Source organism: Streptomyces sp. NBC_01257 (assembly GCF_035917255.1).
GTDB lineage: Bacteria > Actinomycetota > Actinomycetes > Streptomycetales > Streptomycetaceae > Streptomyces.
The window spans coordinates 4,443,262-4,464,637 of the sequence record NZ_CP108472.1 but is presented as its reverse complement, the minus strand read 5'-3'; the positions used below and the strand labels follow the sequence as shown (position 1 = coordinate 4,464,637).

12 protein-coding genes and 1 CRISPR repeat array are annotated in these 21,376 nt (G+C 73.0%); of the genes, 4 read left to right on the top strand and 8 right to left on the bottom strand.

What is annotated here, in order from left to right; genetic code table 11:
* Positions 1-84: 84 nt before the first annotated feature.
* Complete coding sequence (gene trpS, locus OG408_RS19140; RefSeq protein WP_266780299.1) at positions 85-1,128, top strand: tryptophan--tRNA ligase; 1,044 nt, start codon at positions 85-87, stop codon at positions 1,126-1,128.
* On the opposite strand, the gene OG408_RS19135 is transcribed toward trpS, so the two are convergent.
* From OG408_RS19135 to OG408_RS19115, 5 genes are all read right to left on the bottom strand, one after another.
* A complete protein-coding gene (locus tag OG408_RS19135; RefSeq protein WP_266780298.1) occupies positions 1,125-1,703 on the bottom strand; it encodes a 3'-5' exonuclease in 579 nt (192 codons plus the stop codon). The two genes, trpS and OG408_RS19135, sit on opposite strands and share 4 nt — an antisense overlap.
* A gap of 86 nt (positions 1,704-1,789) precedes the next feature.
* Positions 1,790-3,781, bottom strand: coding sequence for a potassium channel family protein (locus tag OG408_RS19130; RefSeq protein WP_266780297.1), 1,992 nt, complete (start codon positions 3,779-3,781; stop codon positions 1,790-1,792).
* Positions 3,782-3,811: 30 nt separating this feature from the next.
* Entirely contained in the window at positions 3,812-8,767 is a 4,956-nt protein-coding gene (locus tag OG408_RS19125) for a DNA repair ATPase (protein WP_326670977.1), read from the bottom strand.
* Between the two features lie 257 nt (positions 8,768-9,024).
* Complete coding sequence (locus OG408_RS19120) at positions 9,025-11,130, bottom strand: flotillin family protein (protein WP_266780295.1); 2,106 nt, start codon at positions 11,128-11,130, stop codon at positions 9,025-9,027.
* A 138-nt stretch (positions 11,131-11,268) separates the two neighbouring features.
* Entirely contained in the window at positions 11,269-11,895 is a 627-nt protein-coding gene (locus tag OG408_RS19115) for a hypothetical protein (protein ID WP_285571630.1), read from the bottom strand.
* A 307-nt stretch (positions 11,896-12,202) separates the two neighbouring features.
* On the opposite strand from OG408_RS19115, the gene OG408_RS19110 reads away from it, so the two are divergent.
* Entirely contained in the window at positions 12,203-13,288 is a 1,086-nt protein-coding gene (locus tag OG408_RS19110; RefSeq protein ID WP_266780293.1) for a PucR family transcriptional regulator, read from the top strand.
* 142 nt (positions 13,289-13,430) lie between these two features.
* Positions 13,431-15,002, top strand: a complete 1,572-nt coding sequence (locus OG408_RS19105) for an MFS transporter (protein ID WP_266780292.1) — start codon at positions 13,431-13,433, stop codon at positions 15,000-15,002.
* Positions 15,003-15,021: 19 nt separating this feature from the next.
* Here the strand turns inward: OG408_RS19105 and OG408_RS19100 are convergent, their stop codons facing one another.
* Positions 15,022-15,558: a nitroreductase family deazaflavin-dependent oxidoreductase gene (locus OG408_RS19100; protein ID WP_266786267.1), complete on the bottom strand. Its 537-nt coding sequence runs from the start codon at positions 15,556-15,558 to the stop codon at positions 15,022-15,024.
* A 133-nt stretch (positions 15,559-15,691) separates the two neighbouring features.
* Here OG408_RS19100 and OG408_RS19095 point away from each other — a divergent pair, with 133 nt between their 5' ends.
* Entirely contained in the window at positions 15,692-16,234 is a 543-nt protein-coding gene (locus OG408_RS19095; protein WP_266780291.1) for a MarR family winged helix-turn-helix transcriptional regulator, read from the top strand.
* A gap of 46 nt (positions 16,235-16,280) precedes the next feature.
* Here OG408_RS19095 and OG408_RS19090 read toward each other — a convergent pair whose 3' ends face one another.
* Both OG408_RS19090 and OG408_RS19085 read right to left on the bottom strand, forming a co-directional pair.
* Entirely contained in the window at positions 16,281-17,549 is a 1,269-nt protein-coding gene (locus OG408_RS19090; RefSeq protein WP_266780290.1) for a cation:proton antiporter, read from the bottom strand.
* A gap of 2 nt (positions 17,550-17,551) precedes the next feature.
* Complete coding sequence (locus tag OG408_RS19085) at positions 17,552-18,022, bottom strand: cation:proton antiporter regulatory subunit (protein ID WP_266780289.1); 471 nt, start codon at positions 18,020-18,022, stop codon at positions 17,552-17,554.
* 253 nt (positions 18,023-18,275) lie between these two features.
* Positions 18,276-21,233: a CRISPR direct-repeat array (repeat unit 29 nt; unit sequence CTGCTCCCCGCGCGTGCGGGGATGAACCC).
* Between the last annotated feature and the right edge of the window lie 143 nt (positions 21,234-21,376).

Here is a 21,376-nt window from a genome sequence, read left to right as displayed (position 1 = left end):
GGACGGCCCTTTTTCTCCGCCCTCTTCCGGTCGGGCCCGGCGGGGCCGTCCTCCACGCACACACCATCGCGAGGAGAGACCCCCATGACCACCGCACTCAGCGCCCCCGCCACCCTCGACGAGCGGATCCGCCGGGACCCCGGCAGCTTCCGTGTCCTGAGCGGTGACCGGCCCACCGGGGCGCTCCATCTCGGGCACTACTTCGGCACCCTCCACAACCGGGTACGCCTCCAGGACCTCGGGGTGGAGACGTTCATCGTCATTCCCGACTACCAGGTGCTGACCGACAGAGACGTCGCCGAGCGGCTCACCGCGACCGTCGAGGGGCTGCTGCTGGACTATCTGGCCGTCGGCATCGACCCGGACCGATCGGTGATCTTCAACCACAGTGCCGTGCCCGCGCTCAACCAGTTGCTGCTGCCGTTCCTGAGCCTGGTCTCCGTCGCCGAGCTGGGCCGCAACCCCACGGTCAAGGACGAGATCGCGCACTCCCGGCAGGCGTCCGTCAGCGGTCTGATGTTCACCTACCCGGTCCACCAGGCGGCCGACATCCTGTTCTGCAAGGGCAATCTGGTGCCAGTCGGCCAGGACCAGCTGCCCCACCTCGAAGTGGCCCGGACCGTGGCCCGGCGGTTCAACGAGCGGTACGGGCCCGTCTTCCCGGAACCCGAGGCGCTGCTCTCCGCCGCGCCGCAGCTGCTCGGCACCGACGGCACCAAGATGAGCAAGAGCCGTGCCAACTCCATCGCCCTGAGCGCCGACGAGGACACGACGGCGCGGCTGGTCAAGGGGGCGGTGACGGACGCCGAGCGGCACATCACGTACGACCCCGAGGGGCGGCCCGGGGTGTCCGGTCTGGTGCTGCTCGCCGCGCTCTGTCTCGGCCGGGACCCGCACACCGTGGCCGAGGAGATCGGCGGCGGGGGCGCGGCGGTGCTGAAGCGGACGGTGACCGACGCGGTCAACAGCCGGATGGCGCCGCTGCGGGCCCGACGGGCTGAGTACGCACGGGACATGGGGTACGTACGGGCCGTGCTGCGCGCCGGCAACGAGCGAGCGAACGCCCATGCCGACGCGACCCTGGCGGAGGTGCGGGAGGCGATGGGGGGCCCGGTCCCGGCCCTCTAGGGAGCGTCCGGGGACGGCCATCCGCCGCGGGCCACGAGATCCAGGATCAGGGCCGCGATGTTCCACGCGTCGTCCGCGCCGCTGTGGTGGCGGCCCTCCAGCGGGAGATCCGCGAACCGGAGGGCCTGCGCCATGCCGGGGCGCTTGCGCAGGCCGTGCGTGGCGGTGAAGGGGATCTTGGCGTTGGTGTGGCGGTGGCCGAAGGGGTAGGGAGTGCCGGTCGCCAGGCACTGGTGGGTGAACTGCTTGCGGTCGTAGTCGCCCCAGCTGGCCCAGGGGCGGGCGCCGGCCGCGTGCTCGGCGGCCAGCAGACGGCAGGCGTCCGCGAAGGGGAGGCCGGTCTCCACCTCCGCCTGGGTGAGCCCGGTCAGTCCGGTGCAGAAGGCGCTGACCGCCGACCGGGCCGGCCGGACCAGGACGCGGTGGCGGGCCAGACGCTCGCGGGCCCGCAGATCGACGACCGTCAGCCCGATCTCGATGATCTCGCTCACCGCGCCGGGCGGCGGCTGCCCCTCCCAGCAGGTCGCCTCGATGTCGACGACGTTGAGGAGGCTCGGCTCCGGTCCCTTGTCCATGGAGGGCAGAGTAGGAGGACGTGACCGTGCCCGGCATCCGGATTTCCCGGCACCCGGACGCGCTCCCGGGACCGTCCGCGCTGCCGTCAGCGCCGGGACAACGAGCTCCGCCTGCGCAGGAGTTCGGCCAGGCCGCGGCGGGTCGCGGCGATCACCACACGGTCCGTGGGCTGGAGGACGTAGCCGGGGTGCAGGTTCCACACCAGCCCGCCGGGCCGGCCCTCGGCGTCCGGGCCCGTGCCGGCCAGGTCGGGGCGGCGGTCGGCGGGCGGGGCCACGTCCAGGGCGAGGACCCGCCAGGCGCCGGCCCGGAACGCCTGCTCCACCGTCCGGCCCTCCAGCTGCGGATGCCCGGCCACCTCGATGGCGGCGAACAGCATCACCTTCCGCTCGACCGGCACCGCGCCCAGGATCTGGCGGCCCATCATGGCAACGGCGAACGAAGGCGCCGCCAGATGGGAGACCGACCGGGAGCGGGTCAGCGCGTGCGGGTGCGCGGTGCGCAGGGTGCGGTAGACGGCGGTGGCGAACTCGTCGTCGAACAGCCGCAGCGACACCCGCAGATCCGGCTTGACCGAGCGGGCGTACAGCGCGGCCTCCAGGTTCGTGGTGTCGATGCTGGTCAGGGCGAGCAGGGCGCGGGACCGCCGGATCTTCGCGGCCTCCAGGACGCCCTCCTGGGTGACGTCGCCGAGGACCACCGGTACGTGCAGCCGCCGGGCCACCGGGATGCCGCGGGCGTCCGGGTCGTCCTCCACGCACACCACGGGGATACCGAGTTCGCGCAGCTGGACCAGGACGCGGGTGCCGATCTTGCCGAGTCCGAGCAGCACCACGTGTCCGGACAGGCCGCGCGGCGGGCGGCGCAGCGAGGAGGCGGTCCGGAGCGATCCGAAGGCCTCCAGCACCCCCGCCACCAGCAGCGGCAGCAGCATCAGACCGGCGACCCCGGACAGGATCTGGATGACCTGGCGGGCGGTCGGGTCGCCGATCGCCGGGTCGCCCATCGCGAACAGGTCGAGCAGCGTCAGATAGGCGGCGTGCAGCGGATGGTCCCCGGTGGTGAACGTGGACGCCACGGTCAGCCCGAGGACGGCCGTGCCCACGCCCAGCGCGGACCAGCGCAGCCGGCGGGAGAAGACCTGGCTCAGCGGGGCGCCCCGGCCGCCCATCCGGGGCCGCCGGCCCGAGGTGCCCGGCCGGCTGACCGCCTCCAGGACGACGGTGCCACGCCCCCCCGCGGCCGCCACCTGTGCCCGGTCGGGCAGGAGTTGGGGCCCTTCGTCGCCGCTGCTGTCGGAGCCCTCGGTGCCGGCTGGGTCATGGGTGGTGGAGGAGAGCAGGGCCAGGGTGCACAGGCCCGGGTCGGCGGTCTGGCCGGCCCGGGGCGGGGTGCGTTCGGCCGCACGCAGGAGCAGGCCCTCGGCCTGGATCACCTTGCTGGAACCGGAGAGCGCGGTCGCCGCGAGGGCGGGGGCCGCGGTGTCGGCGTCGGACAGGACCGTAGTGGAGGCGTCCAGCGCGGTCGCGTCGAGGCCCGGTGAGGCGACGGCGGCCGCCTGGTCGAGGAGGGCCTCCAGATGCTGGCCGAGCTTGCGGTTGTAGAGCCGGATCACCAGCCGGACCCGGGGATTGAGCCGGCGGGCGGTCAGCGCGGCGCGGATGTTGCGCTCGTCGTCGTCGTAGACGAGGGCCAGCGCGGCGGCCGTGTCGACGCCCGCCTCCTCGAACGCCTCGTCGGACGGCTCCGCCGCCTGGAGGATGCGGATCGCCTCCACGCCCGCGTTCGTGTCACTGTCGCCGCCCCCGGAACCGCCGTTGCCGAGGCCGCCGTTGCGGTTCATCGCCGACGACATCCGGCCGAACAGGGCGGCCGCCCGGCCGCGCCCGGTCAGCGGCAGCTCCGCTCTCGCGGTGCCCGGCTCCGGCGGCAGGACGAGGGTGACCCGCTCCCCGTACACGTAACGCAGCTCCACGGCGAGCCGCTGTGCGAGTGCGTCGTCGCCGCAGACGACCATGTGTCCGGAGAACGGGGAGCGTTGGGGCTGCTGCGGAAGTGGGGGCACATGACCCAGCATGCCCTGCTCCCTTCGGAAGTCCGGTACGGATCAGTGGTCCTCGTGTGTCCCGGCCGGTGGCCCGGAGCGCGGATGGCGCGGATCCGCCGCCCGGCTGATCGCCGATTCGACGGCCGCGATCCGGTCGGCGAGCAGCCCGAGCGCCGCCACCGCCCGGGTCAGCGGATCGCCGTCCGGTCCGCCGAGCGCCTGGCCGCGGACGTAGGAGGCCGACACGGCGGACCGGCGCGCGGCCTGTTCGGGGGTGAGGGTGCCGCGCAGGGCGCCGAGCTTCAGCAGGGACGCCTCGGCGCCCGAGGTGAGCGTCTGGGCCTCGCCGGCGTAGTGGTCGTCGATGACCGCGGACAGCTCGGCGTCGTTCATCACGGGCACGATCCGCTCCGCGATCCGGTTCATGTTGCGGTACGAGCCCTGCAGCCTGAACGGCGGCTCGGTGCGCGTGCCGTCCGTCCGCGCGGCCGACTCGATGTAGGCGGCGTTGACCGCGAGGACGGTGTCGCGGGCGTGCAGCAGATGACGCAGCACGGCGGTGATCCGCTCCACCTCGGCCGGGGCGTAGCGGTGTTGGAGGTGCTCGGCCCGGGCGGTGCTGTCGGTGCCGGTGGCGAGCCGCAGGAGCAGGGCGAGGTCCTCCCGGGAGCGCCCGGCGAGCGGGGCCAGCACCGGGTTGGCGGTCAGCGCGTTCTCGACGAAGCTCAGCGCGAAGACGTCCTCGCGGCCGCTCAGCACCTCGCCGAGGTTCCAGACGTCCGCCCGGTTGGCGAGCATGTCCGGGACCCTGAACCGCTCCCCGGACTCGGTGTACGGATTGCCCGCCATGCACACCGCGAACCGCTTGCCCCGGAGGTCGTAGCTGCGCGGCTCACCGTCCCGTACGCCCTCGATCCTGCGGGTGGCGTCGCAGAGCGGGATGAACTTCTGGAGGAGCTCCGGGGAGGTGTGCTGGATGTCGTCGAGGTAGAGGAGGGTGTTGTTGCCCGCCTCCAGTGCGAAGTTGATCTTCTCGATCTCCTGGCGGGCGGTCGCGCCGCGCGCCTGCGCGGGGTCCAGCGAGGTCACCTCGTGGCCCAGGTTCGGTCCGCTGATCTTGACCAGCACGAGGCCGAGCCGGTCGGCGACGTACTCCATGAGCGTCGTCTTGCCGTAGCCCGGCGGCGACACGAGCAGCAGCAGGCCCTGCGAGTCGGTGCGCCGGCCGGCGTCCGCGGTGCCGAGCTGCTTGGCGAGGCTGTCGCCGATCAGCGGCAGGTACACCTCGTCGAGCAGGCGGTTGCGGACGAACGCCGACATGACCCGGGGCCGGTGGTCGTCCAGCCGCAGCCGTGCGCGCTCGGCGGCGACCAGGGCGGTGCGCCGCCGCTGGTAGTCGCGGAAGCCGGGGACGGTGCGGGCGCGGAACCCGGCCGTACGGGAGAGGAGTTCGTCGATCCGGACGGTGAGGCGGCCGCGCTCGACGCGGGGGTGGACGCCCAGCAGCCCGTCCACCGTCGCGGTGAGCGGCGCGTCGCCCTCGTACCGCGTCAGGAGCGGCTCCGGGCACAGTTCGACGGCGACGGCCTCCGCGATATCGCCCGCGTCGAGGTCCGTCCCGCTCGCCCGCGCGTACGAGGTCAGCCAGCCCTCGACGAGCTGGCGGCGGGCCGGCAGGTCGTCCCCGAGTGCGGTGAGATCGTCGTCGTACGCGGAACTGCCCGCCGTGCGGCGGAACTTGTCCAGGAAGCCGCGGACGGCGGCGCCGGTGACGAACCCGTCCGGGCCGCTCGTCAGCTCCTCGAAGAGGTACGAGGCCACGGCGGCGGAACCGTCCACGTCGATGGCCGCGGCCCACTCCTCCTGGAGCGCGTCGACGGCCGGGGTGAGCCCGAACGTCTCTCGGGCGCGCGCCAGGGAGCGGGCCCGGCGCGTCCAGGACGTCCGGCGGGCCTCGTCCGCCCCGTGGACCCAGAACAGCTGCGCGGCGGCCCGCACGGCGGGCGGGTGGCGCAGCAGACCCGCACCGGTGTGCAGCCGCAGCAGGGCGGCCAGGATCGCGGTGGCGTCCTCGTCGTGGACGCCGCGCTGATAGCCCTCGTCGTACGAGGCGGCGGCCGACTCCCGTACCAGAGTGGCCAGTTCAACGTCGTCCAGGGCCGTCAGCCGGTCCGCACCCTGCTCGGCCAGGAGCCGGGCCGCAAGGTGCTCGCCCCGGTACACGGCCGGGGACTCGGACGGCAGCGACTGGTCCCAGTACGGGCGGGTGGCCGCGAACTCCGGGTCGGTGACCGGCATCCGGTAGTCCGTCCCGGTCACGGCGAACGCGAGGCCTTCGCCCTGCGGGACGAGGGTCAGCTCGAACGGCTGGGTGTTCACCGCGAACCGGTGCCGGCCCAGCCGGATCGTCGCCCCGTCGTCCGTGTACAGCTCACTGCGGTCGCGCAGCGCCCGGCCCGCCTCCTGGCGGGCGGCGAGCAGCTGCCCCTCCAGCTCCTCGGCGCGCACCGTGTCACCGAGCGCCCGCAGCTCGCCGGCCGTGCGGCGGACCTTGGCGACCATCGGGTCGGAGGCGAAGTAGGTGTGCACGGCGTCCGCGTCGGGCAGCGCGGCGCTGCGGCGCGCGACGGTGTCCAGGACCCGGGCCGCGGAGCCGGCGAGGCGTTCCGTGCGGCGGGCGACAGCGTCCTGAAGGGTCTGACGGCGGGCCGAGAACGCCTCGTACACCTCCGTCCGCCGCTCGCCCAGCTCCGCCAGGAAGTCGTCGAACTCGGCGAACCGCGCCTCCAGGTTCTCCAGCTGGAGCAGCAGCCGCGCGAGCTGGTCGTCGCAGGCGTCCGGGGTGTCCGCGGCGGCCAGCGCGGCCGTGACGGCCTGTCCCAGCAGGGCGAACTCGGCGGCGAACTCCGCCCGGCCCTCCCGGTCGAGCAGCGTGCGGCGGCGGGCGTCGAGCGTGGCGCGGGCCCGGTTCACCCCGCCGAGCACCTCCGCGATCCGCTCCAGGATCGAGGTGCGGACCACGCCGTCACCGATGTCGAGACCGGTGACGACGTCCGTCACCGTGCTCAGCCCGTCCGTCATCCCCGCCAGCCGCTCGCCGAGCGCGGAGGCGTCGGCGACGGTCGCGAGCTCACCCGCCTCCTCGGTGAGCCGGGCGACGTCCTCGTGGTAGCCGGCGAACGCGTCCTCCCCGGACAGGAACGCGACCGCGCGCCGCCCCGCCGCCGTGAGGTCGTCGGCGGTGGCGGCGGTGAGCTCGGCGATCCGGCCGGTGTCCGCGTACCGCATCTCCGCGAGGGTCGCCAGATGACCGTGGGCGTGCCGCAGTTCGGTCAGCCGGCCGACCCAGTCGGCGGCCGAGCGCGGCGCCTCGCCGCGGACCCGGCGCACGAGTGCGGTGATCCGCTCCGCGGTCTCCTCGACCGCTTCGGCGGCATGCCTGGTCTGCTCCCGGACGGCGTCGAACTCGGCCAGCACCTGCTGCGCGGTGTCACGCAGCTCGGCCAGCGGAGCACCGAGAGAGCCCAGTTCGCTCTCGTCCAGCCAGTGGTAGCGGTCGGTGGCGCGCGCGCAGTCGGCCACCAGGCGCGCGTATCCCGCGCCGGTCGGGGCGGGGTCGGCCGCGCCCTGCGCGAGCGCGAGGCAGTCGGAGATGCCGCGTACGAGGTCGGCGTTGCCGACCCGGGCCAGCGGGCCCGTGCCCGCCGGGCGGGAGGCGGCGTAGGTGTCGGAGACGTACGGCGTCTGCCAGCGCTGCACGGCGTGAACCCGGGCCGGACCGCCGTCCGGCCCCTCCACCGGGTCCCGCAGCAGGACGAGCGTGCCGTCGTCGAGCAGGGCGTGGCCGCGGCCCTGGAGCGGGGTGGCGACCTCCTGCCGGATCACGTTGTACGGCAGCAGCAGGCCGCGCCCGTCGTCCCGCGAACGGAACACGTACAGCACGTCCTCGCCGTTGGGGGAGCGGACGGCCCCCTCGAAGACGGGGTCGGTGAGCGGTTCGGCGATGTCGAAGGTCTTCGCGGTGCCTGCGGTCAGGTAGTAGCCGCCGGGGAAGATGATCCCCTGGTCCTCGGGGAGCCGGTGGCAGGCCGGACCGATCCCGTCCAGCCGCTGCACGGTCCCGAGCAGCTGGTTGAAGACGAGATGGCGGCTCGTCCCCTCCTTGTACGGCCGGATGCGGAGCAGGACGAGCGGTCCGGTCCTCGCGTACTCGACCTCGGCGTCGGCGAGCGACTGGAGGGGTTCGGTGACCGGCTCCCGGTAGATCCCGTCGGGGGTCGAGGTGTCGTCGGACGTCTTGAGGGTGAGGTGTCCGCCGAGGGTGCTGACGAAGAGGGGGGCGGGGTCGCCGTCGCCGGTCGCGCCGACGGCGATGTGCGGGTGCGGGCCCGCGATGTGGGCCTCGCGCCCCGCGGCGGTCCAGGTGAGGTCGTGCGACGGCGGGAACACGTGGTCGCGCTCGCCGCGGGCGTCGAGGAAGGCGCCGGGCGATCCGTCGGCGTTCAGCGCCCAGCGCAGGACGCGGATGTCCTCGGCGGTCTCGCCGGTACGGAACACGGCGAGGAGCCGGCCCTCGGTGCGGCGCAGGCGGAGCAGTCTGGCGTCGCGGTAGTAGCGATGGAGGCCGTTGAACTCGCGTACGAAGTCCTCGTCGGCGAGGAGGGTGGGTGCGGGGGCGGAGGCCGGGGCCCCGTCCTTCAAGTCCGCGTCGTACAGGGCGAGTACGTCGTCGACGGCGGGCCCTTGGGTGCTGGTGGCTGCGGGTCCGCGTTCGAAGCCGAACAGGAGCCGGCCGCCGATCGCGACGAGGTCGCGCGGGACGGAGGGCCGGGCGGTCCGGACCCGCTCGCTGCCGAGCAGTCGCAGTCCGGTGGAGCCGAACTCCTCGGTCCGCCGGGAGTTGAGCGCCTCGGCCCGCCGGGTGAGCTCGGCGGCCCGGTCCCGGAGCCGCCGCCGCAACACGTCGTATCCGGCGTCCTCGGTCCCGCCCGGGGGCGTCGGGCTGACGGTGTCCATGCGGTGCGGCTCCTTACGGGGTGGAGGTGGGGTGCGGTGCCCTGGCGGGGGCGTGGAGTGGGTGCGGTGCCCTGGCGGGGGCGTGGAGTGGGTGCGGGTTCTCCGGACGGGCTTGGGCGGGGTGCGGGTTTCCTGGTGGCGCCGTCTGTCCTCAATCGCCGGACGGGCTTGATATGCCCGCCGTTGCCGTGAGGCGGCGGGGCCCTCCAGCCCCTCCAGCCCGTCCGGCGATCGGGGACAGCGGGCGGCGGGCCCGGCTACGGCACCGGTGTGCCGTTGCGGGACGGCGGCGGGACCGCGCCGACCGGCAGGTCCGCCAGGCCCAGGGACCGCGCGTGGTCCAGGAGTTCGCGGACCCGGTCCGCATCCGCACCCGCGCCCACCCCCGGCGCGGCCATCATCCGCATCAGCAGCGCCGACACCGTCAGGTTCTGCACGTCCCCCGACGTCACCGACCCCAGCACCCGCGTCAGGTCCTCCGTGAACGACGACGTGCCGTTCAGCCACGCCCCGCCCAGCGCCTTCGCCGTGTCCGAGTTCTCGACGAACCCGTCCAGGCTCTTGCCCATCGAGATCGACGAGACCAGCCGGTCGAAGAAGACCGACTCCCCGCCGACGATGTCGATGTCGGCGTTCTCCAGACCCGTGGCCAGCACCGTCGCCTGTGCCTCGGCGACCTGCCGCTGCACGTCCAGGCCCGCCAGCCGGATCTCCTTCTCCGCGGCCAGCCGCAGCCGGTACTCCTCGTGCCCGCGCGACGCGTCGTCCAGCGCCGCCATCGCGGCCGCCTTGTCGGTGAGCCCCGCCGCCTCGGCCTTCAGCTTCTCGCCGATCATCGCCGCGTCGGCCGTCGCCTGGGCCCGGGTGCCCTCGGCCGCCGCCAGCGCCTTGAGCCGGGAGCCCTCCGCCTCGGCCCTGAGCCGCGCGGACGTCGCCTCGGCCTCGGCCAGGCCGGTCTTCTCGATGACCTCGGCCGCCGCGTCCCGTACCTGTACATCCGCGAGGCCCGGCGCCGCCGACTCCGCCCGGACGCCCTCGGCCAGCCGCAGCTTCGCCCGGGCGTCCAGGTCCGCGGTCTTCAGCCGGGCCTCCGCCAGGGTCAGCTGCTCCGCCGCCCGGTGCGTGGCCGCGGCCTCCGCCGCCTCGGCCGCCTTGATGTCCTTGACCAGCTGCTCCTGCGCCTCCGCCTCCGCGGCGATGATCACCGACTTGCGGGTGCGCTCGGACTCCTCGACCGACCGCAGCGTCTTGATGGACTCCTCCTGCTCGGCGACCGTACGGTCCACCGCGATCCGCTCCCGGATCACGTCGGCGACCTCCCGGCGCTCCGCCTCGACCTCCTTCGTCGCGGCGATGCGGTTGAGCTCGGTCTGCCGTTCGCGGCCGATGACCTCGATCAGCCGGTCCTTCTCGATGCGCTCGTTCTCCACGGCGATGACCCGCTCGCGGTTCTTCTGCGCGACGGCGATCTCCCGCGCCTGGTTCTCCCGCTGGATGCCGAGCTGCTCCTCGGTCCGGATGAACGCGGCCTGCGCGCCCAGGCGTTCCTCCTCCTGGACCCGCGCGGTGGCCGCCTCCTCGCGGGCGCGCAGCGTCTCGACCTCGCGGCGCTGCTTGATCTCGGCCTCGGCCTGCCGGCGCTCCAGCTCCAGGATGGTCTCCCGGGCGTCGACGTCCTGCCGGGTGATCTCCTTCTGCTCGGTGCGCTGGAACTCGTTCGTCCGTACGTGCTCGATCGCGGTCAGCTCCGTGATCTTGCGGATGCCCTGCGCGTCGAGGATGTTGGCGCCGTCGAGCTGCACCATCGGGGTCTGTTCGAGGAAGTCGATCGCCGCGTCGTCGAGGTGGTAGCCGTTGAGGTCGGTGCCGATGACCCGGATGATGCGGTCCCGGAACTCCTCGCGCTTGGTGTACAGGTCGACGAAGTCCAGCTGCTTGCCGACGGTCTTGAGCGCCTCGGAGAACTTCGCGGCGAAGAACTCCTGGATCGCCACCTTGTCGCTGGCCCGCTCGGTGCCGATGGCCTGGGCGACCTTGATGACGTCCTCGACGGTCTTGTTGACCCGGACGAAGAACGTGATGTGGATGTCGGCGCGGATGTTGTCCTGGCAGATCAGGCCCTCGCGCCCGGTGCGCCGGATCTCGATGGTCTTCACCGAGATGTCCATGGACTCGGCCTTGTGCAGCACCGGCAGGACGACGGCACCGGTGAAGGTCACGTCGACCTTCTTGGTCTTGGAGATGATCAGGGCCTTGCCCTGTTCCACCTTGCGGAAGAGCCTGGTGACGATCAGCAGCAGGGCGATCGCGATGAGCAGGACCACGGCGATGAGCAGGCCGAGGCCCAAGGAGATGGCTTCCATGTCAGTCCTTGGCGGCTGGTGGTACGGAACGTGGGAAGTGCGCGAGCGGAGAGGCGCGCGGCCGCGGCAGGGCGCGGCAAGGGGCCGGGCGGCGTGAGCGGGCCGGTGGGGTGCGGACGGGGTGTGCGGGTGCCCGGATCAGACGGTGCGGTGCGGCGGGCCCGGGTCGAGCGCACGGTCGTACGGCGAGACCCAGAAGAACTCGCCCGCGTCGTCGTACGCGTAGAGCAGCCCCGCGCTCCCGGCGGCGAACTCCGTGTCGCCCGGCTGCAACTGGCGCACCTGGACGATCGCGGTGGATCCGTCGGCCGCGGCCACCTCGGCCTGGCCGAAGTCCGTACCGACCGAACCCGTGCGGATCGTGCAGACCCGGCCCAGGAAGTCCTGGCGCGATGGAGGGGGCTGGTCCGGGAAGAAGCGGCGGAAGTGGTGGACGAGCAGCCGCGCCACGGCCCAGGCGATCAGCAGCGCCCCGGCGAGGACACCGAAGGCGAGCACGGCCCGGGCGGTGCCGGCGGTGCCGCTGCGGTGCAGCAGGACCGAACCGGTCAGGGCGCTGAACCAGCCGACGGCCACCATCACGGAGACCGAGACGGTGACGGGCACCCCGCCGATCCCGGCGAGGTCCGCGTCCAGGTCCGCGTCGAAGGAGTGGTGGTCGGCCGCGCCGACCAGGACGAGCAGCCAGAAGGCGATGACGACGACGAGCGCCGCGGAGAACAGTACGGCCGGGAAGGACAGCGTCGCGGTCAGAAACTCCTGCATCGGTCCCACCCCCCGCCCGCTCCGCCGGCAGTGCCTGCCGGTGCCTGTGCAGGGTCCGGCGGCGACCCCGGTGCTGCGACGCCGCGCTCGGCGGCACCGCAGCAGCCGGGTCTTCCCCCGTCCCCCGTGCACCGCCGTGTTTCCCCCGTGGTCCCCCGGTCGGTGCTGACAGGATCGTGTCATTTGCGTCCGGAGCGGCGCACTGCCGGGACCCGGCAATCTTTCGGAGCCCTCCATGCCGGGCACCGGCATGCGTCCGTATGCGTTGTGTAAATATCAAGGACGCATGAGGAGTGGAGGCGGACGCGTGGCGGAACCGGAGATCCCCGGCAGTTTCCTGGAGGGCTACGCCCGGATCCTGAGTGAAGTGGCCGTCTCCGGCCGTCGGCTCACCCGGGAGGAGCTCGACATCCGCCGCACGCTGGGCCGGCAGGCCGCCGAGGCCGGTCACCAGCTGCGCGCCCTGGTCCGGATGCATCTGGCCGAGACCCGCACCGGCTGGCCGGCGGCCGCCCCCGGGGCGACAGCGTCCGCCACGGCCGCGGCCGCCGAGAGCGTGCTGGCCGCGGTGGAGCAGTCGGTCGACGCGTTCGCCGAGGGGTTCGAGCGGGCGCAGCGCCTCACCGTCCGGCGGGAGGAGGCCGCGCGCCGGGAGTTCATCGACGACCTGCTCTACGGGCGCAGCGACCTGGGCCGGCTCGCCGAGCGCGCCACCCGGTTCGGCCTGCGGCTCTCCCGCGCCCACGCCGTCGCGGTGGCGGCCGGACCGGAGGCGTACACGGAGACGGACGCCGTGCCGCGGCAGGTGGAGTCGGCGCTGCTGGCCCGCTTCAGCGGCCGCAAGATCCTTCTCACGACCAAGGACGGCCGGCTGATATGCATCGCGCCCGGCAGCCAGCCCGACGTCCTGCGGTACTTCGCCAAGCAGGCGCACGCGGCGACGGACGGCGGCCGGGTCGCCGTCGGCCGGGCCCACCGGGGCCCGGGCGGTGTGGTCCAGTCGTACGACGAGGCGCTGGACGCGCTCGACCTCGCGGACCGGATGGACCTGGACGACCCGGTGCTGTACTCCGCCGATCTGCTGGTCTATCCGGTGCTGACCCGGGACCGGCAGGCGATGGCCGATCTGGTGCGCAGCGAGCTCGGCCCGCTCCAGCAGGCGCGGGGCGGCGCGGAGCCGCTGCTGAAGACGCTCTCCGTGTACTTCGACGCGGGCTGTGTCGCGGCCGAGACGGCCCGCCGGCTGGCGCTGAGCGTGCGCGCGCTCACCTACCGGCTGGAGCGCATCCACCAGCTGACCGGCTCCGACCCGTCCGACCCGATGCACCGCTACACCCTGCAGACCGCAGTCATCGGCGCCCGGCTGCTGGACTGGCCCGCCAAGGACGTCTGAGCGGCCGGCCCCCGGCCGCTGCTGCCGGGTCCCGGCAGCATCACCCCTCGCCACCCCTCCCCGAATGCGGGGACGCCCACCTCCGCCTAGCGTGATCACTCGGGGGATTCCGGTGTCGTGTGCAGCGAGGGAGAACCGCACCATGGCCCGTCATGCGCGTCAGCCAGGGGACCCGGCCGGGGACGGAGAGCAGGGCCGGCCGGCCGCCGTCGCGGCCTCCACGGCCGCTCCCGGACAGGGACCACAAGGACCGGGGCCGGGCCGGGAGCGCGGTCCCTCCCACCGGTGGTGGGTCCTGGGCGTGATCGGACTGGCCCAGCTGATGGTCGTCCTCGACGCGACGATCGTGAACATCGCGCTGCCCTCCGCCCAGCAGGACCTCGGCTTCAGTGACGGCAACCGGCAGTGGATCGTGACGGCGTACGCCCTCGCCTTCGGCTCGCTGCTGCTGCTCGGCGGACGCATCGCGGACCTGGTCGGCCGCCGGGTGGTGTTCCTGATCGGGCTCGTCGGCTTCGCGGTCGCCTCGGCGATCGGCGGCGCCGCCCCGAGCTTCGAGATCCTGGTGCTGGCCCGCGCGCTGCAGGGCATGTTCGGCGCACTGCTCGCCCCGGCCGCGCTCTCGCTCCTGACCACGACGTTCACCGTGCCCAAGGAGCGGGCCAAGGCCTTCGGGATCTACGGCGCCATCGCGGGTGCGGGCGGCGCGGTGGGGCTGCTGCTCGGCGGGGTGCTCACGGAGTATCTGGACTGGCGCTGGTGCCTGTACGTGAACCTGCTGTTCGCCTTCGTCGCGTTCGTCGGCGGCTGGCGCCTGCTGACCGCGGGCGCGCCCGTCGACCGCCCGAAGCTCGACATCCCGGGGACCGTACTGGTCTCGGCCGGCCTCTTCTGCATCGTGTTCGGCTTCTCCAACGCCGAGACGCATCCGTGGAGTTCGGTGCAGACCTGGGGCTTCCTGCTGGCCGGTGCGGTGCTCCTCGCCGCGTTCGCCTGGTGGCAGACCCGGGCGGAGCACCCGCTGCTGCCGATGCGGGTGGTGCTCGACCGGGACCGCGGGGCGTCGTTCCTCGCGATGTTCATCTCCGGCGGCGGCATGTTCGGCGTCTTCCTGTTCCTCACGTACTACCTGCAGAAGAGCCTCGCCTACTCGCCGGTCTCCACCGGTCTGGCCTTCCTGCCGATGGTCGCCGTCATGATCGTGACATCCGTGGTGACGACCAACGCCCTCGTGCCGCGCTACGGGGCCAAACCGATCGTGCCGCTCGGCATGGGCATCGCGGCCGCCGCCATGGTGTGGCTGACCGCGCTCAACCTGAGCAGCAGCTATCTCGCCCATGTGCTGCCGCCGCTGCTCTGCCTGGGCCTCGGGCTCGGCATGGTCTTCGCCACGGCGATGAACCTGGCCACCGCCGGAGTGGGGCCGCGGGACGCCGGGGTGGCCTCGGCGATGGTCAACACCAGCCAGCAGGTGGGCGGTTCCATCGGCACGGCGCTCCTCAACACCCTCGCCACCAGCGCCGCCACCAACTATCTGGTGGGCCGCAAACCGACGCCGGAGGCCGTGGCCCAGGCCCAGCTGGAGAGCTACTCCACGGCGTACTGGTGGTCGGCGGGCTTCTTCGCCCTCGGCCTGCTGATCACGGTGATCCTCTACCGCAGGGGCGCGCCCAGCCCCCACCTGGTGGAGGAGACCGAACCGGCCCGCGCCTGACGCACCCGGGCCGAGGAGCTCACCGGCCGGTCTCCCGGCGGCCGCCGCCGGGCCCGGTGCCCTCCACCAGCCGGACGAACGGCAGGGACTCGCCGACCCGGCGGTAGTCCTGCGTACTGCCGTCGACCGTGAACCCCATGTACGCGCAGAGCCGGCGGGCGGTCCGGGGGTGGCGCGGCGCGTACCGCGCCATCAGCTCGCCGCCCTCCTCGGCCGGCAGGACGTGCGCCGTCACCGCGTGGAACGCGCGGCCGGCCTGCACGGTGGCCTGCGGCGTACGGCGCAGATTGCGGTACCAGTCGGCGCCGGGGCCGAAGCCGGACGCGACCGTCCAGCTCCGCCGGCCGTCGACGGGCGCGGACTCCACGACCTCGATCACGGTCCGGCGGGGGAGCCCCGAGGTGCGCCCGGTGTGGACGAGCAGCAGCAGCCGCCCGCGGAACAGCGGCCCGAGCCCTGCCCGGAACATGTGGAGCGGCAGCCGGAAGGCGGCACGCCGCAGTCCGGTCGGCAGGGGTGGGCGCTGAGGTGCGGGCGACGGCCCGGATTCATGCATCACTGTGCAAACGTTGCACAGTCCAATGGTGGTGTCATGGCCGCACGCCAGGGATTCGGTACCGGTTCGACACCGTTTCGGCCTCGGCGCGGTACGGAGTCGAGTCCGGCTTGCCGGCACGGTAGAAAGAGGCATGGCCGCGCACGAACAGTCATCTGAGGAACGACCGGTCGACCCGGGCAGGGACGACGTCGACGCGGTGACGCGTGCGGTGCTGACCGCGTCGAGACTGCTGGTGGCCGTCTCCGCCCGTTCGCTGGCGGCCGTCGAGGACCGGGTGACGCTGCCCCAGTTCCGGCTGCTCGTCGTCCTCGCCACACACGGCGACGCCAAGCTGGTCTCGCTCGCCGAGCGGCTCGGGGTGAACCCGTCGACCGCGATGCGCATGGTGGACCGGCTGATCACCGCCGGTCTTGCGGAGCGCCAGGTCAACCCGGCCAACCGCCGGGAGACCTCGCTGCGGGTGACGCCGGAGGGATGCCGGCTGGTGGAGGACGTCACGGCCGCCCGCCGCCGGGAGGTCGCCGGCATCGTCGAACGCCTCGCGCCGGAGCAGCGGACGGCACTCATCGACGCGTTGACGGCGTTCACCGCGGCGGGCGGCGAGCCGGCCGTGCCCGCGGACGCCTACCCGCTGGGCTGGGCGCCCGACCTCCCCGCGGTCCACGAGGCCTGACGGCGCCCCGGCCCCGCCCGGCATCGTCCGGGCCGGGGGCCCGGGGTCAGTCCGTGGTCGCCGAGAGCTTCTGCTCCTCCTTGGGAGCGGGGACGTGCACGGTGGCCATGCCACCGGTGTCGCCGGTCCCGGTGGTGGTGGCGGCCGGTCCGTCGTCGCCGCCGCGCCACTTCCGGATCAGTTCGACGGCCGGCTGCGTCCAGCGCGCGGTGAGCGGGCCGACGATGACCAGGATGAGCACGTACGCGGTGGCGATGGGCCCGATCCGGGGCTCGGTCGCCACGGCCAGACCGGCGATGACGATGGAGAACTCGCCACGGGCCACGAGCGTGCCGCCCGCCCGCCAGCGCCCGCGCGATCCGATGCCCGCCCGCCGGGCGGCGTACCAGCCGGTGGCGATCTTGGTGAAGACGGTGACGACGGCCAGCAGCGCGGCCGGCAGCAGCACCGGCGGGATCTCCGCGGGGTTGGTGGAGAGCCCGAAGAACACGAAGAAGACGGCGGCGAAGAGGTCCCGCAGCGGGGTCAGCAGCTTGCGCGCCCCCTCCGCGACCTCGCCGGAGAGCGCGATGCCGACGAGGAACGCGCCGACGGCCGCCGAGACCTGCAACTGCTGGGCCACCCCGGCGACCAGGACGGTCAGCCCGAGCACGACGAGCAGCAGCATCTCCGGATTGTCGGAGGACACCGCCCGGCTGATCAGCCGGCCGTGCCGCAGCGCGAGGTAGAGCACGAACCCGACGGTGCCGAGCGCGACGAGCAGCGCGATGCTGCCCCCGGCGAAGCCGACGCCCGCGAGCATCGCGGTCAGCAGCGGAAGGTAGACGGCCATCGACAGGTCCTCGATGACGAGCACCCCGAGGATGACGGGCGTCTCCCGGTTGCCGAGGCGCCCCAGGTCCGCCAGGACCTTGGCGATCACCCCGGACGAGGAGATCCAGGTGACCCCGGCCAGCGCCACGGCCCCCACCGGCCCCCAGCCGAGCAGCAGGGCTGCGACGGCGCCCGGGGTCGCGTTGAGGACGAAGTCCACGGCACCGGACGGGTACTGGGTCTTGAGACTGGTGACGAGTTCGGACGCGCTGTACTCGAGCCCCAGCAGGAGCAGCAGCAGGATGACGCCGATCTCGGCGCCCACGGCGGTGAACTCCTCGCTCGCCCCGAGGGGCAGCAGCCCGCCCTCGCCGAAGGCGAGTCCGGCCAGCAGGTAGAGGGGGATCGGGGAGAGGCCTATCCGGCCGGCGAACCGGCCGATGATGCCCAGTCCCAGGATGACGGAGCCGAGCTCCACCAGCAGTGCGGTCGTGTCATGCACGGTCAGCCCTCCGCAATGATCTCGGAGAGCGTGTCGACGCCCTCCCTCGTACCGACGGCGACGAGCGTGTCCCCGATGGCGAGCCGGAAGTCCGGCCCGGGTGACGGATGCGCGCTGTGGGTCCGCAGCACCGCCACGATGGAGGCCCCGGTCCGGGTCCGGGCCCGGGTGTCCCCGAGCAGCCGGCCGCCGTACGGGGAACGCGTCCCGAGCGGGATGTGCTCGGTGACGAGGTCGATGCCCTCGGTCCGCACGGCGTCGATCGGCGCCGCGTCGATGAGGTGGGCGAGCCCGGTGGCCTCCTGTGGGGTCAGGGGTACGGAGAGCCGGCAGGAATCGGGATCGTCCTGGTCGTAGAAGCCGATGAACCGGCGCCCGTCGTGGTGGACGACGACGGAGATGTGCTGCCCCGACTCGGTCGTGTAGTCGTACTGCACGCCGACTCCGGGCAGCGTGGTGCGGTGGGTTCCCATGGCTTCCTCCCGAGGAGCGCGGCGCTCACAAAACGAACTTGGTGATCTCTTTAGTCCCGCATTACCCTAACCGGACCTTCGGCGGACCCTTCGGGTCAGCGTTCCGCCGGTAAGCGGGCGGCACTTTCGGTGCGCCTTTGCGGTGAACAGTGCGGGTGCGGAGCGGTGATGGTCGATTTGCTTGCATATGCCGGACTTCGCGAAGCTGCTGCGGAATGGCAGGATGCGTCCAGAGAACCCGAGGTCAAGCAGTCTGCTCCCCGCGCGTGCGGGGATGAACCCACGGTCATTTTCAACGGCCGTGAGATCGATTGCTGCTCCCCGCGCGTGCGGGGATGAACCCCCCACCACCGCGAAAGCGCGAATCGATTTCAGCTGCTCCCCGCGCGTGCGGGGATGAACCCCACCCGGGGCCCGGCCGCCGACTTTGTACGGACTGCTCCCCGCGCGTGCGGGGATGAACCCCTCATGCACAACCGGCCACATGCTAGCTGCACCTGCTCCCCGCGCGTGCGGGGATGAACCCGAGCCGATCGACCGGGCGGAGTTCGTGCCGGTCTGCTCCCCGCGCGTGCGGGGATGAACCCTGGTCACGCCCTGCTGCCGGTTGACGATGTTGCTGCTCCCCGCGCGTGCGGGGATGAACCCGGGGCCACGCTGCCGGGCATCCACTCGACCAGCTGCTCCCCGCGCGTGCGGGGATGAACCCCGGGTTATCTAGGTCCGGATCGAACCTCGCTTCTGCTCCCCGCGCGTGCGGGGATGAACCCGTGGCCATGTGGGCTGGGAGACGGGCCATGTCCTGCTCCCCGCGCGTGCGGGGATGAACCCTCGTCGCGGCCGTACCGCGTCACCTCGATGTCCTGCTCCCCGCGCGTGCGGGGATGAACCCGTCGCCATCTGGGCCGGGAAGCGTGCCATGTCCTGCTCCCCGCGCGTGCGGGGATGAACCCACGTCCGGCGGGGTGACTCAGGCCGGATGGTGCTGCTCCCCGCGCGTGCGGGGATGAACCCTTCCGCGAGGGCGAGCGCCTACTCGCCATGGCCTGCTCCCCGCGCGTGCGGGGATGAACCCGGAGAACCGTGGCTACTCGCTACCGACTGCATCTGCTCCCCGCGCGTGCGGGGATGAACCCGACCTTTCCAACACCAATCGGGCCGACTCCCCCTGCTCCCCGCGCGTGCGGGGATGAACCCGGTTCCCAGCGGCGCTCGATGAGCAGCACCCGCTGCTCCCCGCGCGTGCGGGGATGAACCCGCGTACGAGTGGGATGCGCACTGCCTCGGCCGCTGCTCCCCGCGCGTGCGGGGATGAACCCAGGATCGTTGGCCGGCCCCCGTCGATGCCGGACTGCTCCCCGCGCGTGCGGGGATGAACCCGGAAATACACGCGCTGGATCGGCGAGCGCGGACTGCTCCCCGCGCGTGCGGGGATGAACCCGCGAGCGCGGCGAGCCCCGTTGCGATCGGGATCTGCTCCCCGCGCGTGCGGGGATGAACCCAACGCGACGCCGAACGCCTCCGATATCCGGTCCTGCTCCCCGCGCGTGCGGGGATGAACCCGTCCGCATCGAGAACGACGACGACACGACGACCTGCTCCCCGCGCGTGCGGGGATGAACCCGTCACCGGGGGGCGGGCGCAGAAGTTCCGGGTCTGCTCCCCGCGCGTGCGGGGATGAACCCAGCTCGTCACTGTCAGGGTATGGGGCAAGGCCCTGCTCCCCGCGCGTGCGGGGATGAACCCGACCCGCGCGGCAAGGGCCACGAGACCACCTACTGCTCCCCGCGCGTGCGGGGATGAACCCGCTCGTTCTCGTAGGACGTGAAGCTGTCCTGCCTGCTCCCCGCGCGTGCGGGGATGAACCCTCCCGGAACCGCCCTGGCCGACCGTGGAAAGGCTGCTCCCCGCGCGTGCGGGGATGAACCCGCCACAGCTACCAGCGCAGGAGAAGGACATGGCTGCTCCCCGCGCGTGCGGGGATGAACCCAGGGCGCGGGGGCGGAACAGGTGCCGCAACAGCTGCTCCCCGCGCGTGCGGGGATGAACCCCTCATCCGCCTCGGCCACCACGACCCGACCGCCTGCTCCCCGCGCGTGCGGGGATGAACCCCACCATGCAGAGAAGGGGAGTTGACCCATGGCCTGCTCCCCGCGCGTGCGGGGATGAACCCCACCGCCATCACCGGGGCGCTCCAGTTCGAGGCTGCTCCCCGCGCGTGCGGGGATGAACCCGCCGCCCGGCACGGGCTGATCCTCGGCGTGTCCTGCTCCCCGCGCGTGCGGGGATGAACCCGGCACCGATGAAGCGGCCTTTGGACTTGTCCCCTGCTCCCCGCGCGTGCGGGGATGAACCCGCGTGACGCAATGCACGGCGGTGACGAGTCGGCTGCTCCCCGCGCGTGCGGGGATGAACCCAACGCACCGGTCTTCAACGCCGACCACACTGCCTGCTCCCCGCGCGTGCGGGGATGAACCCACCACGCACACGGTCGTCCTCACCGTTGGCACCTGCTCCCCGCGCGTGCGGGGATGAACCCGTCATCGTGCCACCGGTCGTGTCTGAGTACAGCTGCTCCCCGCGCGTGCGGGGATGAACCCGATCCGCCGTCCCGCCGCCTCACCGTTCCGGACTGCTCCCCGCGCGTGCGGGGATGAACCCCAAACCGTCTTCCACGATGAACCGATGGACTGCTGCTCCCCGCGCGTGCGGGGATGAACCCGGGATGATTACCGGGGCTGCGATGCTCCGGCACTGCTCCCCGCGCGTGCGGGGATGAACCCGGCCTGCCCACCATGGGCGACCGCCTCGGCTACTGCTCCCCGCGCGTGCGGGGATGAACCCGAGCACGAGGCCAAGAGGTTGGAAGCGCTGGCCTGCTCCCCGCGCGTGCGGGGATGAACCCGAGATCCGCGCCCGCGCCTGGGAGGCGCTGCGCTGCTCCCCGCGCGTGCGGGGATGAACCCGGTTATCGGAATTGGCCGTGCATTCCGGCACACTGCTCCCCGCGCGTGCGGGGATGAACCCGCGTCCTCGGCAGGCCCGCGCCTGCGCCAACCCTGCTCCCCGCGCGTGCGGGGATGAACCCGGCCTCCTGGACAGTGGCGACCATCAACCGGGCTGCTCCCCGCGCGTGCGGGGATGAACCGCCGGCTGCGGCACCCCGGGCGCCCGCTCGTGCACTGCTCCCCGCGCGTGCGGGGATGAACCCAGGGTCGCGGGCACGATGACGACGGCCTGGTGCCCGAGCAGCCGAGGCAATGGCAGCAGCAGGCAGCGACGAAGAGCCTTACTGGATTGCGTACTTCGACGAGGCTGAGCTCGCGGGGGTCACCGGGGGGCGGCTTCTCGACC